11 protein-coding genes are annotated in these 13,091 nt (G+C 65.7%); 7 read left to right on the forward strand and 4 right to left on the reverse strand.

Features of this window, described 5'->3' with window-relative positions:
* Nucleotides 1-6: 6 nt before the first annotated feature.
* Together P6U29_RS12730 and P6U29_RS12735 are read right to left on the reverse strand one after the other, a co-directional pair.
* Nucleotides 7-294, reverse strand: coding sequence for a type II toxin-antitoxin system HicB family antitoxin (locus P6U29_RS12730; protein WP_407117911.1), 288 nt, complete (start codon nt 292-294; stop codon nt 7-9).
* An 8-nt stretch (nt 295-302) separates the two neighbouring features.
* Nucleotides 303-2,861, reverse strand: a complete 2,559-nt coding sequence (locus tag P6U29_RS12735) for an ATP-dependent helicase (protein WP_407117912.1) — start codon at nt 2,859-2,861, stop codon at nt 303-305.
* A gap of 236 nt (nt 2,862-3,097) precedes the next feature.
* Here P6U29_RS12735 and P6U29_RS12740 point away from each other — a divergent pair, with 236 nt between their 5' ends.
* Complete coding sequence (locus P6U29_RS12740) at nt 3,098-3,271, forward strand: DUF1328 domain-containing protein (RefSeq protein ID WP_407117913.1); 174 nt, start codon at nt 3,098-3,100, stop codon at nt 3,269-3,271.
* Nucleotides 3,272-3,320: 49 nt separating this feature from the next.
* Here the strand turns inward: P6U29_RS12740 and P6U29_RS12745 are convergent, their stop codons facing one another.
* The gene (locus P6U29_RS12745) at nt 3,321-3,827 is read right to left on the reverse strand and encodes a thioesterase family protein (RefSeq protein ID WP_407117914.1); all 507 of its coding nucleotides are present in this window, start codon (nt 3,825-3,827) and stop codon (nt 3,321-3,323) included.
* 85 nt (nt 3,828-3,912) lie between these two features.
* On the opposite strand from P6U29_RS12745, the gene P6U29_RS12750 reads away from it, so the two are divergent.
* The 3 genes from P6U29_RS12750 (at nt 3,913) to P6U29_RS12760 (ending at nt 7,154) form a co-directional block, all read left to right on the forward strand.
* Nucleotides 3,913-5,337 (forward strand): FAD-binding oxidoreductase, encoded by a 1,425-nt coding sequence (locus P6U29_RS12750; RefSeq protein WP_407117915.1) that lies wholly within the window; start codon nt 3,913-3,915, stop codon nt 5,335-5,337.
* 102 nt (nt 5,338-5,439) lie between these two features.
* Entirely contained in the window at nt 5,440-6,750 is a 1,311-nt protein-coding gene (locus P6U29_RS12755; RefSeq protein ID WP_407117916.1) for a Spy/CpxP family protein refolding chaperone, read from the forward strand.
* A 32-nt stretch (nt 6,751-6,782) separates the two neighbouring features.
* Nucleotides 6,783-7,154, forward strand: coding sequence for a hypothetical protein (locus P6U29_RS12760; RefSeq protein WP_407117917.1), 372 nt, complete (start codon nt 6,783-6,785; stop codon nt 7,152-7,154).
* 56 nt (nt 7,155-7,210) lie between these two features.
* Here P6U29_RS12760 and P6U29_RS12765 read toward each other — a convergent pair whose 3' ends face one another.
* The gene (locus P6U29_RS12765) at nt 7,211-8,692 is read right to left on the reverse strand and encodes a caspase domain-containing protein (RefSeq protein WP_407117918.1); all 1,482 of its coding nucleotides are present in this window, start codon (nt 8,690-8,692) and stop codon (nt 7,211-7,213) included.
* A 426-nt stretch (nt 8,693-9,118) separates the two neighbouring features.
* On the opposite strand from P6U29_RS12765, the gene P6U29_RS12770 reads away from it, so the two are divergent.
* The 3 genes from P6U29_RS12770 to P6U29_RS12780 are packed head-to-tail and all read left to right on the forward strand — an operon-like array spanning nt 9,119 to nt 13,034.
* Complete coding sequence (locus P6U29_RS12770) at nt 9,119-10,150, forward strand: TRAP transporter substrate-binding protein (protein ID WP_407117919.1); 1,032 nt, start codon at nt 9,119-9,121, stop codon at nt 10,148-10,150.
* A gap of 22 nt (nt 10,151-10,172) precedes the next feature.
* Nucleotides 10,173-12,026 carry a TRAP transporter large permease subunit gene (locus tag P6U29_RS12775; RefSeq protein ID WP_407119306.1) on the forward strand — a complete coding sequence of 618 codons (1,854 nt, stop codon included), beginning with the start codon at nt 10,173-10,175 and terminating at the stop codon, nt 12,024-12,026.
* A 12-nt stretch (nt 12,027-12,038) separates the two neighbouring features.
* Nucleotides 12,039-13,034: a hydroxyacid dehydrogenase gene (locus P6U29_RS12780; RefSeq protein ID WP_407117920.1), complete on the forward strand. Its 996-nt coding sequence runs from the start codon at nt 12,039-12,041 to the stop codon at nt 13,032-13,034.
* The last annotated feature ends 57 nt before the right edge of the window (nt 13,035-13,091 follow it).

Genomic DNA, 13,091 nt, shown 5'->3' on the forward strand with positions numbered 1-13,091 from the left:
CAGTCCTCACTCCGTGGTCTCGGTGCGGGCCGGCCATTCGATTAAGACCGCAGTGTGGTTCCTGAGGTCATCGGCAAATTCAGGGTCGGCCTCGAGCTCAGCCAGCGTCCGCGGCGGGGGAAGCTGCCGGCTGTCCGCAATCAGGTCTTGCGCATAGAATGCGAGTGCTTCGGGCGCATTCTCCAGGGCCTCGTCGACATCGTCGCCGCCGGACATGCAGCCGGGAAGGTCGGGAAACCACAAGCTGACGGCGTCGGGGTCGGCGTCCTCGATGATGGCGACGTAGTGAGGCATGGCAGGGCTCACGCCCGCTGCACAAAACTGTCCACGACCTTCTTCTCGCCGGCCTTGTCGAAGGCGATGGTGAGCTTGTTGCCGTCGATCTTGGTGACCCGGCCGTAGCCGAATTTCTGGTGGAAGACGCGGTCGGACAGCGAGAATTCAGAGGTGGTGCCGGTCGATTTGGCCACCAGCTCGCCCTCGATGGTCAGGGGTCCGCGGCGGCGCGAGGAGAAGCTGCCGAAATCGGGCCCGGCCGATGAGGTGGATGAGAACGTCGCGGCCTCTTCCTCGAAGCCGCCGCTTCTGCCGCCGCGGTTGCGGTTGGCCTGGGCCCGCTGCCAGCCCGGCGTCGAATAGCTGGAGCCGAACGCCTCCATGTCGTCGAAGCGCGAGGCGCCGTAACCGCCGGTACCGCCCCAGGCCGAGCCGCCCTTGGATTCCGTGATCTCGACATTGGCCGCGGGCAATTCATCGAGGAAGCGCGAGGGGATCGTGGTCGACCAGGTGCCATGGATGCGCCGGTTGGTCGCAAAGTAGATCTTTGCGCGGCGGCGCGCCCGGGTCAGGCCGACATGGCCGAGCCGGCGCTCTTCTTCCAGGCCCGCGCGGCCCTGTTCGTCCAGCGTGCGCTGGCTCGGAAACAGGCCTTCCTCCCAGCCCGGCAGGAACACGTTGTCGAATTCGAGCCCCTTGGCCGAATGCAGCGTCATCAGCGACACCGCGTCGTCCTCGGCGCCGCCCTCGCGGTCCATCACCAGAGAGATGTGCTCCAGGAATCCTTGCAGGTTCTCGAACTCCTCCATCGAGCGCACGAGCTCTTTCAGGTTCTCCAGCCGGCCGGCGGCGTCCGCGGAGCGGTCCTTCTGCCACATCTCGGTATAGCCGCTCTCGTCGAGCACGATCTGGGCGAGATCGGTGTGCGCGGTGACCTCGCACTGGGCGCGCCAGCGGTCGAACTGCGTGATGAGGTCGCGAAGCGAGCCGCGCGCCTTCGGCTTCAGCTCGTCGGTCTCGACCACCGCGCGCGCCGCCTCGAACAAGGGGATGCGGCGCTTGCGGGCGTGGTCGTGCAGCATCTGCACGGTGGCATCGCCGAGACCGCGCTTGGGCGTGTTGACGATGCGCTCGAAGGCGAGATCGTCGGCCGGCGAGTTGATGACGCGCAAATAGGCCAGCGCATCGCGGATCTCGGCGCGCTCGTAGAAGCGGGGGCCGCCGATGACGCGGTAGGGCAGGCCGAGCGTGACGAAGCGGTCTTCGAATTCGCGCATCTGATAGGAGGCGCGCACCAGGATCGCGATCTCGTTGAGCTTCTCGCCCTGGCGCTGCAGCTGCTCGATCTCCTCGCCAATGCCGCGGGCTTCCTCTTCCGAATCCCAGGAGCCCGTGACCGTGACCTTCTCGCCGTCCTGGTCCTCGGTGCGCAGCGTCTTGCCGAGCCGGCCTTCGTTATGCGCGATCAGATGCGAGGCGGCGGCGAGGATGTGGCCGGTCGAGCGGTAGTTGCGTTCGAGGCGGATGACCTTGGCGCCGGGGAAATCGTGCTCGAAGCGCAGGATGTTGTCGACCTCGGCGCCGCGCCAGCCATAGATCGACTGGTCGTCGTCGCCAACGCAGCAGATGTTTTTGGTGAGGGACGCAGTAGCCGCCGTCATTCCGGGATGCGCCGAAGGCGCAGACCCGGAATCTCGATCATCGGACTCACTGCTGGATTCCGGGGTCGGCTCTTCGAGCCGCCCCGGAATGACGGCTTTGGCCGAAGAAGGCGCCTGCGACAGCAGACGCAGCCACAAATATTGCGCGACGTTGGTGTCCTGGTACTCGTCGACCAGGATAAATTTGAAGCGCTGCTGGTACTGTCTGAGGATGTCAGGGTGCTCGCGGAAGATGCGGATGTTCTCCAGCAAGAGATCGCCGAAATCCGCCGCGTTCAAGATCTTCAGCCGCTCCTGGTAGCTCGCATAGAGCTTGCCGCCTTTGCCGTTGGCGAACATTGCGGCCTCGCCCGAGGGCACTTGCGAGGGCATCAGACCGCGGTTCTTCCAGCCGTCGATCAGGCCGGCCAGCATGCGCGCGGGCCAGCGTTTTTCGTCGATGTTCTCGGCCTGCAGCAGCTGCTTGAGCAGCCGGACCTGGTCGTCAACATCGAGCACCGTGAAGTTCGACTTGAGCTGCGCCAGTTCGGCATGGGTGCGCAGGATACGGCCGCCGATGGAGTGGAAGGTGCCGAGCCACGGCATGCCCTCGACGGCGTGGCCGAGCATCTGACCGAGCCGGTGCTTCATCTCGCGCGCGGCCTTGTTTGTGAAGGTCACCGACAGGATCTCGGCGGGACGAGCGCGGCCCTGGCTCAGAATGTGGGCGATGCGCGTGGTCAAGACGCGCGTCTTGCCGGTGCCGGCGCCGGCGAGCACGAGAACCGGCCCATCCAGCGTCTCCACCGCCTCGCGCTGCTCCGGATTGAGCCCGGAGAGGTATTTCGGGCCGACCGAGGCGCGCGCACGCGCGGCGATGCCGCCGGCTGCGGGCTGGTGGTCGGGTACGGCTGTGATCTTGCTCGGCTCGGTCATGCGAATCATTGGCCCCACGATGGCACCGCGGGGTGACGGAAGGGAGCCTTCTTAACAGGGATTGGTGCCTATATGGGGCGCCGGGCGGGGTTTTTCCACGTGCGCGGCAGGCCGATTTGTTCCAGCGGGAGGCGCGAATTTCGCCGTTGTACGTGCCGGAACCATCGTTCCCGCGTCGAGATTGTCAAGTCAGATGGCGCGGCCAGCCGCGTCGACGCAGACGACATCAAGACGAGGGTTTGACCATGCTTGGCTGGGTTGTGACGTTTCTGATTATCGCACTGATCGCCGGCATCCTGGGCTTTGGCGGCATCGCCGGTGCTTCGATCGAGATCGCCAAGATCATCTTCTTCATCGCAGTTGTCCTGTTCCTGGTCTCGGCCGTGGTCGGCCTCGCCCGCGGCCGCAACAGGATATAGCGGCTATCTTCACCTCTCCCGTAGGGAGAGGTACAGCGCGGACTAGGTGTCACCGCTTCGAGGGCATCGCCACGCTTCGGCCGATGCCCTCGGGTCGCGCCACGGCGCTGTGGGCTTTTGCGATTGCCGCGATACGCTCGCGGATATCGGGCGGAAACGGCGCAACGCGGCGCGCGGTCATGTCCATGTGCAGCGACATGTTCTCTGAGGTTGCCGACAGCCAGCCTTCGCTCGCGTGCCGCATTTCCTCGAACGTGTGCAGCCGCTTGTCGTCGGCCTCCAGCAGCCAGACGAAAATCTGCACGGGATCGCCGAGGTGGATCTCGCGCAAGTACCGGACGTGGCATTCGGCGGTGAAGCTCGAGCCGCCTCGCTCCTTCATGTAGCCAGGCCCCATCCCGAGCTCTAGCCAGAGCTGGTCGATCGCCCGGTCGAACGTCACGTTGTAATAGGCCATATTGAGATGGCCGTTATAGTCGATCCACTGCGGCTCGATCTGCATGATCGAGGCGCGGAACGGCTCGGCTTTGGGCGCTGAGGCGGCGGTCTCCGGCATGTGTCCTTTCCAGCTATGCGTCCGGTCCCTTGACTTGACCGGTTTTATGTCCTTTGCCACGGTTCTTTCTGTCGGGAGGAATTCCGTGGGTACGACCATCACCAATAATCCGCCGAGGCCGGAGCCGAAAGCCCTCGCGAGCACGCTGGAGCAGCTTGCCGCACGCTTCGGCAACCGCCTCATCACCTCGCAGGCCGTGCGCGAGCAGCACGGCCATACCACCACCTGGATCCCGAACCAGCCGCCGGACGGCGTCGTGATGGCGCAGGAGACCGCCGACATCCAGGACGTGGTGCGGATCTGCGCGAAACATCGCGTGCCCGTCATTCCCTTCGGCACCGGCACCTCGCTCGAAGGCCAGGTCAACGCGCCCGCCGGCGGCATCTCGATCGACCTCCGCGACATGGACAAGGTGCTCGCGGTGCATGCCGAGGACCTCGACTGCGTGATCCAGCCCGGCGTCACCCGCAAGGCGCTCAACGAGCATCTGCGCGACCAGGGCCTGTTCTTCCCGATCGATCCCGGCGCGGATGCCTCGCTCGGCGGCATGGCCTCGACCCGCGCCTCCGGCACCAATGCGGTGCGCTACGGCACCATGCGCGACAGCGTGCTGGCGCTGAAGGTGGTGCGCGGCGATGGCGAGATCATCACGACCGGCACGCGCGCGAAGAAGTCGTCGGCGGGCTACGACCTGACGCATCTGTTCGTCGGCGCTGAAGGCACGCTCGGCATCATCTCGGAATTGACCATTCGCCTGCGCGGTATCCCTGAGACTATCGCCGCTGCTGCGGTATCGTTCGAGACCGTGCACGGCGCCTGTCAGGCCGTGATCCTGGCGATCCAGACCGGCATCCCTGTGGCGCGCATCGAACTGCTCAATGCCGCACAGGTGACGGCGTGCAACGCCTATTCGAAGCTGACGCTGCCGGAGACGCCGCTGCTTCTGCTGGAGTTCCACGGCAGCGAGATCGAGGTCGCCGAACAGTCCAAGGCGTTCGGCGAGATCGCAAAGGAGTGCGGCGGCGGCGATTTCTCCTGGACCACCAAGCCGGAGGATCGCACAAAACTGTGGCAGGCACGGCACGACGCATACTGGTCGGTGAAGGCGCTGCGGCCCGGCGACAGCATTGGCGTGGTCGCGACCGATGTCTGCGTGCCGATCTCGCGGCTCGCCGATTGTGTCAGCGAGACCGAGGAGGATCTCAAGCGCCTCAACCTGCTGTCGCCGATCGTCGGCCATGTCGGCGACGGCAATTTCCACTGCTCGCTGGTTTGCGACACCAACGATGCCGACGAGATGGCGCGCGGCGAGGAGTTCATGCATCGCCTGGTCGAGCGCGCGCAGGCGATGGACGGCACCTGCACCGGCGAGCACGGCATTGGCCAGGGCAAGCAGAAATATCTCAAGGCCGAACTCGGCCCCGAGGCGCTCGATGCAATGCGGGCGCTGAAGAAGGCGCTCGATCCGCTCAACATCTTCAACCCCGGCAAGATCGTGCCGGAGGCTTAAGGCCCGCGCAGCCAGGGACCGGGAACTTTAGGCGATCTTCCCGGTTCCAATTCCCGCCAAGTTCCGATGCCTCAATGGCAGGACTGTGCGCGGGAGGGTGCGATGGTGCGACCGGTCATTGGAATTGCGGCGATGGCCTTCGCCTGCATGCTGGCGGGTGCGGCGCTGGCCAAGGGCGGACATGGCGGCGGACATGGCGGCGGCCATGGAGGTGGACACGGAGGCGGGCACGGCGGTGGTCATCACGGCGGCGGCCATTTCCGCGGGCACAGTGGCGGGCATGCGCATGGCGGAGGGCATCATCGCGGGATGCGGTTTGTAACCGGCGCTCGACGTGGCGGCCCGAACTTCGGTCAGATCCGCAATGCCGCAATACGGCCGGCGAACTTCCGCAACGCCCTGAACGCCAGCGCATTCCGGAACGGCCGGCTGATCAGCAATCCGGCGGCCCGCGCGCAGATCGCTGCGGCAGCCGCACTCGCCGGCTGGAGCGGCGCAAGCAGCGGATGGTGGCAGCATGCGGGCGGCGGCTATGGCTGGGTCGGACCGCTGTTCTGGCCGTTCGCCTATAACGACCTCTACGATTACACGATCTGGGGCGACGGGCTCGGCTTCTGGGGCTACGGCTATCCGGACATCTATGCCGGCATTTTCGGCCCCTACGGTTATGATCGCCTGTCGGCCTATCTGCCGCAGCAGCCGCAGGGACGACGGCGGGCGCGCAGCGCGCCGCTCGATCAGCTCTGCGGCAGCGACCGCCGCGCCATCGTCGGTCTGCCGATCGATCAGATTGCAGCCGCGGTGCAGCCGACGGATGCGCAAGGCGCCGCTCTCGATGCGCTCGGCAACGCCTCGATCGACGCGGCAGCGCTGATCCGGACATCCTGCCCGACCCAGGCCGCAGCGACGGCCCCGGGCCGGCTCGCGGCGATGCAGCAGCGTGTCGAGGCGATGGAGAAGGCGGTCGATCTGGTCCAGCCCGCGCTTGAGACGTTCTATAGTTCGCTTAACGACGAGCAGAAGGCGCGCTTCAATGCGCTGGCCGACGATCAGCGTCGTGCCACGGCATCGAACAATGCGGGCGGATCGTCGGTGCAGAATTGCAGCGTGCCCGCCGCGTTTGATTGGCCCGGCGCCACGATCGAAGAAAGACTTCGTCCCAACGACACTCAGCGCGCGGCGCTCCAGGTGCTCCAGGACACCAGCGCCAAAGTCAGCGCATCGCTCAAGGCGGCCTGCGAGCCCAATGATGTGATGACACCGCCCGCCCGCATGACCGCGATCCGCAAGCGCCTCGACGTGATGCTGGACGGGATCAAGTCGGTGCGCGCGGCGCTTGACGATTTCTATGCCACGCTGAGCGACGAGCAGAAGGCGCAGTTCGAGGCGATCGGGCCGCGCCGCATGTCCTGAATGTCGCGCGCAATCAGACCATGGGTGGGGCAATGAAGTGGTTCGCAACGCAGCAGCCGGCCGACATCTGGGATGAGCCGGTCCAAGGACCTATTGGCGACATCGACGCGGTCGCGCGAATTCGCAACATCTGCCAGGCGGCGGGGGCGAGCGCCGAAGCTGTCGCAGGTTCCGCGCAGACCGGCAAGCGCGAGCGCGAGCGCTACGAACGGGCAGCCCGCGTCGCGATGGAAATCGCGATGAAGATCGCCGACGATCTGATGCGCGACGATGCGGTGCGCCGCATCGTCGACCTCTGCATGAAGGCTGAGGACATCAAGACCGCACAGATATTGTCGCGTGCAATCCAGGCAGGTTGGATACGCGAAGCCGTGCTCCGGGACTACCCGGCCCTGTCGCAGTAACTCCGCGCTCGCGCGGTTGGCGCGAGCGCGGATGCCGTGTTTGAGACGGACAAGCCTTAGTATCTGCGGTAGTCGCCGCGATAATGGTCTCCGCCGCGGCCGCCCATTCCCATGCCGAGGCCGATACCAACACCGATGCCGATGCCTTGCATGACAGCCTCGGGCGGCGGACCGCGATCCGGCGGCGGCGCGCGCTCGTAGACCACTTGGTCAGACGGCGGTCGTCGCTTGGGTGGCGTCTCGACCACCTTGCGCTTCGGCGACGTTTCGTCGACGCGCTTCTTGATGACGGGCGCGACCGACGGGTTGACCGGCGTTGCAGGTGTCGTGGGCGTCGAGCACGGGCAGGTCGGAGCCATCGCGACCGCGACAGGCGTCGCCGCGGCGGCAACCGGCAAGGCATAGTTGCGGTTCTGCACGCGCAGCAGCAGCCGGCGCGCGGTTGCCGCGAGATCGCTGTTGTCCCAGTTCGCGAGGTAAGCTTCGAACGAGGCGCGGGTGTTGATGGCGACCGCGCGCTCCCAAGCCAGCATCTGGCGCCGGCGCTCCAGCACAGTGCGCAGGCGCGGCGTGTAGGAAGCCTGCGCGTAGAGCTCGATATAGGCCTGGTACGCCTCGACGGTGTCCTCAGTGATCACGAGCTCGTAGGCGGCCTTGGCATCCTTGCCCTGTAAATCCTTGCGCCAGTCTGCGACGCTGCGCGTGCCGCTGGCGAGCGCCATCGCGGAAGCGCCGGGAGTAGCAGCCTGACTGCCGCTGCTTTCGCCGAAGAACTTGAAATCGGTGGTCAGTGACGAGCTCTCCCAAGGAATCTGCCGCCCCTCGGTCGATTGCGCCACGGCGACGCGGATGCGCTTGAAGACTTCCTCGATCGGCAGATTGGGCTGCTTGGCGATGGTCAGCGCGGCGGTCGTGTAGGGGCTGTCGATGCCGTTGCCGTCCTCGGCCTCGGCGCCGGGCGAGGTCGAATAGGAGATGAAGGAGCCGGGCGCGCCGGCCTTGGTGTCGACGATCGCAAGGCCGTGCCCGGCGCCGCTGAGCGCCGGGAACGGATTGTTGCGGCAGGCATCGAGCATGAAGATGCGGGCCCGCGTCGGCAGCGCGCCGAGCGTGTTGAGCAGATCGTTCAGCCGCACGCCCTGAAGCGGAATGTCGGCCTCGCGCTTGGGATCGAGATCGACAGGCACCAGATAGTTCTCGCCGTCGATCTGCAGGCCGTGGCCGGCATAGAACACCAGCGCGACGGTGTCGGCGCCGCTGGCACTGACCTTGCCGGCGAAATCCGTGATCGCCGCGCGCATCTCGGTTTGCGCCAGGTTGGCGGCCGTGGTGACGGTGAAGCCGGCACTGCCGAGCAGCTCCGTCATGCCCTTGGCGTCGTTGGCGGCGTTGGGCAGCTCCGGCACTGTGCGATAGGCGGATTGGCCGATCACCAGTGCAAGCCGCGCTTCCGCGGCGGCCTCCGTTGGCGTCGTCAATTGGGTGAGTGCGAGAAGACCGGACGCAAGCAACAAATTGCAAAGGATTGGACGGCGCATGATGTCACCTCCATCGGCAATGCGCGCGATGATGTCACTTTTCCTACGTCGGCGCCATGAGGCCGTCTGTGCGCTGGATCACGCAGGGGCCGCGGCAAAATGGGGCAGGGAGGCTGCCGAAGGCGCAGCATCGGTCCGGGACAATCCATGTGGATTGCGCATCGATCAATGCTCCAATTGGATCGATGTCGAACTGTGCGCGACGGCGTCCTGGTCGGACATCGGCCCGCAAGCCGATCCTCAGCGATAATTTCCGGAAGAATCCCGTCGTTTCGCGGTGCGCCCGCGCTGCTGATGATCGTCACGCACTGCTCCGCGACGGCCAGCCGCCACGCTTGCCTGTGCCGTCGCTTTGACCATACAGTCTTTGCAACAAGCTGCGGCAACGACCGCAGCGAACAAGAAGAGCCGGGGAGAGACCGCACCATGACCGTCGTGCCCGTGAACCGCCGCGCGTTCATCAAGTCATCGGCGGCGGTCACCGCCGGCCTCGCGCTCTCTCCCGCCATCATCGGCCGCGCCGAAGCTGCGACTCTGAAGCTGAAATGCTCCTCGTCGCTGCCGAACGATCCCAAATACGCCAACGGCCGCGTCTATTTTGACAACCTCGTCAAGAACCTGAAGGGCAACGGACTCGGCGAGCAGGTCGAGGTCGCGTTCTTTCCCGACAACCAGCTCGGCCAGGAGATCGACGTTATCAATTCGGTGAAGTTAGGGGTCATCGACCTCATGGTGTCGGGCTCGTCGATCTCGGCCAATTTGGTGCCGCTGGTCGGCACCTTCGATCTCGGCTTCCTGTTCTCGAGCTTCCCGCAGCAGACCAAGGCGTTCGATGCCGGCGCCGCCAAGCCGATCGAGGACGCGCTGCTCAAAGGCGGCAACATCCGCATCATCGCCTGGGCCTACAATTTCGGCTCGCGCAGCGTGCTGGCGAAGAAGCCGGTGAAGACGCCGGAGGATCTCGCCGGCCTCAAGATCCGCACCCTGCCAAATCCCGTCATCACCGAATGCCTGCGCCTGATGGGCGCGGCCGCGACGCCGCTGGCGTTCGGCGAGATCTACACGGCGTTGCAGGCCGGCGTGCTGGATGGCCTCGAGCACGACCCGCCGACGATCCTCGCCAGCAAGTTCTTCGAAACGTCGAAGTTCTATGCGCTGACGCAGCACAATTTCTCACCGCTCGCGATCTATTTCAGCGAAATGACCTACAACCGGATGGATCCTAAGCTGCGAGAGGGTTTTCTCGATGCCGCCAAGAAGGCCGCGGCCGATACCCGGGCCCATGGACTCGCGGTCGAGAAGGAGGCCCTGGCGGCCTTGACCGAGAAAGGCGTGACGGTGGCCGAGTGCGACCGCGAGGCGTTCAAGAAGCGCGTCGCACCGCAGACCGAGAACTTCATCAAGGCGCGGCCGGAGTCCAAGGCCGTCATCGACATCATCCGCGCGACGCAAGCCTGAGATGACCAAATCTGACGTGGCAATGTCAGCCGCCGTGCCCGTCCCGGGCGACCGCCACGGCAGCATCACGCTGCTGCTTCGCGTCAGCGACGCGATCGCGGCCATCCTGCTTGCCGCCGATCTCGTGGTGGTGTGCGCCTCCGTGCTGCTGCGCTTCTTCTTCAACGCGCCGGTCGAATGGTCCGACGACGTCGCGCGCGGATTGATGGTCGGCTCGGCTTTCTTCGGCGCGGCGAGCGCGCTCGCGCGCGGCGAGAATGTCGGCGTCTCCTTCTTCCGCGATCTGCTGCCGCTGCGGCTGCAGACGCTGGTCGATGCCGTCAGCGCGCTGCTGATCGTGCTGATCTCCGGCTACGTCGCCTACAACGCCATCAAGCTGGGCTCGCTGACTTCAGGCCAGACCACCGGCTCCGGCCTGCCGCTGGAGCTGACCTTCTACCCGATGGGCATCGGCGCGCTGTTCATGACGGTGTTCGCGATCGACCATCTCTGCGCGAGGCCGCTCCCAGACATCGTCAGGGGCCTCGCCGCGATCATCGTCGTGACCGGCTTCTATCTCGCCTGGGATTATCTGTCGCCAGCCTCGGTGCCGTCGGCGGGCACCTTGATGTTGATCGGCTTCTTTGCAACCTTGTTCGGCGGCTTGCCGATCGGCTTTGCGCTGGCGCTCGCCGCGCTGATCTTCATCTGGGTCGAGGGCGCGCTGCCCGGCGTGATCTTCGCCCAGCAGATGGCGCGCGGCATCGACAATTTCGTGCTGCTCGCGATCCCCTTCTTCATCCTCGTCGGCTATCTCATGGAAGCCAACGGCATGTCGGTGCGCCTGATCGAGCTGTTGCAGCGTGCGGTCGGGCGCATGCGCGGCGGCCTGAACGTCGTGATGGTGGCCTCGATGGTGCTGTTCTCGGGCATATCAGGTTCGAAGATGGCCGACGTCGCCGCGGTCGGCTCCGTGCTGATCCCGGCCGCGCGCCGCTCGAAGCAGAACCCGGGCGGCGCGGTGGCGCTGCTCGCGGCTTCCGCGGTGATGGCGGAAACCATTCCGCCCTGCATCAACCTGATCATCCTCGGCTTCGTGGCGAATCTGTCGATCGGCGGCCTGTTCGTCGCAGGCCTGCTGCCGTCGGCGCTGATGGCGCTGGTGCTGATCGCGGTGTCCATCATCTTCGGCAAGCGGCCGGCGAAGGCGGAGGATGTCGAGCCGCAAATGCCGGTGTCGGGTCTGTGGAGCGGTGCGATCGCCTCGTTCGGCCTGATCTTCATGATCTTCTTCGGCTTCAAGAGCGGCTTTGCCACCGCGACGGAAATCTCGGCCTTCGCTGTGGCCTATGCGCTGGTCGTCGGCAGCGTGGTGTTTCGCGAGCTCGGCTTCAAATCGGCCGCGCAAAGTTTTGTCCAGGCAGCAACGCGCGCGGGTCTCGTGCTGTTCATCGTCGCTGCCGCGCAGGCGCTGGCGTTCACGCTGACCTTGCAGCAGGTGCCGCATGCTGTCGGCGATTTCATGCTCGGCCTCTCCAAGACCTCGGGCGTCTGGCTGTTCATCCTGCTCGCGATCGCAGTGCTGATCGTGATGGGCTCGGTGCTGGAGGGCGCCGCCGCGCTGATCATCTTCGGGCCGCTGCTGCTGCCGGTCGCCGTGCAGCTCGGTGTCGATCCCCTGCATTTCGGCGTCGTTCTCGTCATCGCCATGGGCATCGGGCTGTTCGCGCCGCCGCTCGGGCTCGGCCTCTACGGCGCCTGCCTGATCGGCAACGTGCCGATCGAGCAGACAGTGAAGCCGATCATGGGCTATCTCGGCTTGCTGTTCCTCTGCCTGCTTGTCATCGCCTTCGTGCCATGGCTCTCGACCGCACTGCCGCGGGCATTCGGCTACTGAAGGAGGCTTGTCGTGAAGGTTCTTCTCGCGCACACCCCGGAGATGCGGCGCAATTATTACGGCGATCGTAGCCTGAACGGCCTGCGCGCAGCCGCCGAGGTGATCCTGCACGAGGGCGATGATCCGCTGGACGCAGCCGGCCTCGTGCGCGCCGCCAAAGACGCCGACATCATCGTCGCCGATCGCATGACGGAAGGCCGCGGCGAGATCTTTGCGCAATTGCCGCGCCTACGCGCGTTCGTCCGCTGTGCCGTCGACATCCGCAACGTCAACGTGGATGCGGCTTCGCAAGCCGGCGTGCTCGTGACCCGCGCCGGGCCCGGCTTCGTGCAGGCGGTGGCCGAGCTCGCGCTCGGCTTCATGGTCGACCTCTCCCGCGGCGTGTCGCGGACCACTGCGGACTATCAGGCCGGGCGAAAGCCCGAGGCGCGGATGGGCTGCCAGCTCGCCGGCAGCCGGATCGGCATCATCGGCTATGGCAGCATCGGGCGCTATCTCGCCGAGATCGCAAAGGTGCTGCGCATGGAGGTGCTTGTCTCCGATCCCTTTGCGGCCGTCAACGACAGCACAATCCGGCAGGTCGGCCTCGACGAGCTGCTCGCCGCATCGGACTATGTCGTCTGTCTCGCCATCGCCAACGAGCAGACCGAGAACCTGATCGGGGAGGCGGCGCTGGCGCGCATGCAGAAGCATGCCGTCTTCATCAATCTCTCCCGCGGCAATCTCGTCGACGAGGCCGCGCTGGCGCGCGCGTTGCGCGAGAACCGCATTGCCGGCGCGGCAATGGATGTCGGCCGCGCTCCCGACCAGATGCCGACACCCGAGCTGGCAAAGCTGCCCAACGTCATCGCCACGCCCCATGTCGGCGGCCTGACGCCGCAGGCGATCGAATACCAGTCGCTGGAAACCGTGCGGCAGGTCGAGGCCATCGTCAAAGGCGAGGTCCCGCAAGGCGCCGTCAACGCCGACCGCTGGACGCGGCGGCCCGCAAATCCTGTTCTGCCTTGAACCTCGTCCCGATCTGCGACGTCAAAGTTCCGTGCTTGTCGAGAAATTGTTCATTGA

Source organism: Bradyrhizobium sp. LMG 9283 (assembly GCF_045571415.1).
GTDB lineage: Bacteria > Pseudomonadota > Alphaproteobacteria > Rhizobiales > Xanthobacteraceae > Bradyrhizobium.

Excerpts from the sequence above, each read along its gene's own strand:
- P6U29_RS12730 (WP_407117911.1), bottom strand. The coding sequence starts at position 294 with ATGCCTCACTACGTCGCCATCATCGAGGACGCCGACCCCGACGCCGTC.
- P6U29_RS12735 (WP_407117912.1), bottom strand. The coding sequence starts at position 2,861 with ATGATTCGCATGACCGAGCCGAGCAAGATCACAGCCGTACCCGACCAC.
- P6U29_RS12740 (WP_407117913.1), top strand. The coding sequence starts at position 3,098 with ATGCTTGGCTGGGTTGTGACGTTTCTGATTATCGCACTGATCGCCGGC.
- P6U29_RS12745 (WP_407117914.1), bottom strand. The coding sequence starts at position 3,827 with ATGCCGGAGACCGCCGCCTCAGCGCCCAAAGCCGAGCCGTTCCGCGCC.
- P6U29_RS12755 (WP_407117916.1), top strand. The coding sequence starts at position 5,440 with ATGGTGCGACCGGTCATTGGAATTGCGGCGATGGCCTTCGCCTGCATG.
- P6U29_RS12760 (WP_407117917.1), top strand. The coding sequence starts at position 6,783 with ATGAAGTGGTTCGCAACGCAGCAGCCGGCCGACATCTGGGATGAGCCG.
- P6U29_RS12765 (WP_407117918.1), bottom strand. The coding sequence starts at position 8,692 with ATGCGCCGTCCAATCCTTTGCAATTTGTTGCTTGCGTCCGGTCTTCTC.
- P6U29_RS12770 (WP_407117919.1), top strand. The coding sequence starts at position 9,119 with ATGACCGTCGTGCCCGTGAACCGCCGCGCGTTCATCAAGTCATCGGCG.
- P6U29_RS12775 (WP_407119306.1), top strand. The coding sequence starts at position 10,173 with ATGTCAGCCGCCGTGCCCGTCCCGGGCGACCGCCACGGCAGCATCACG.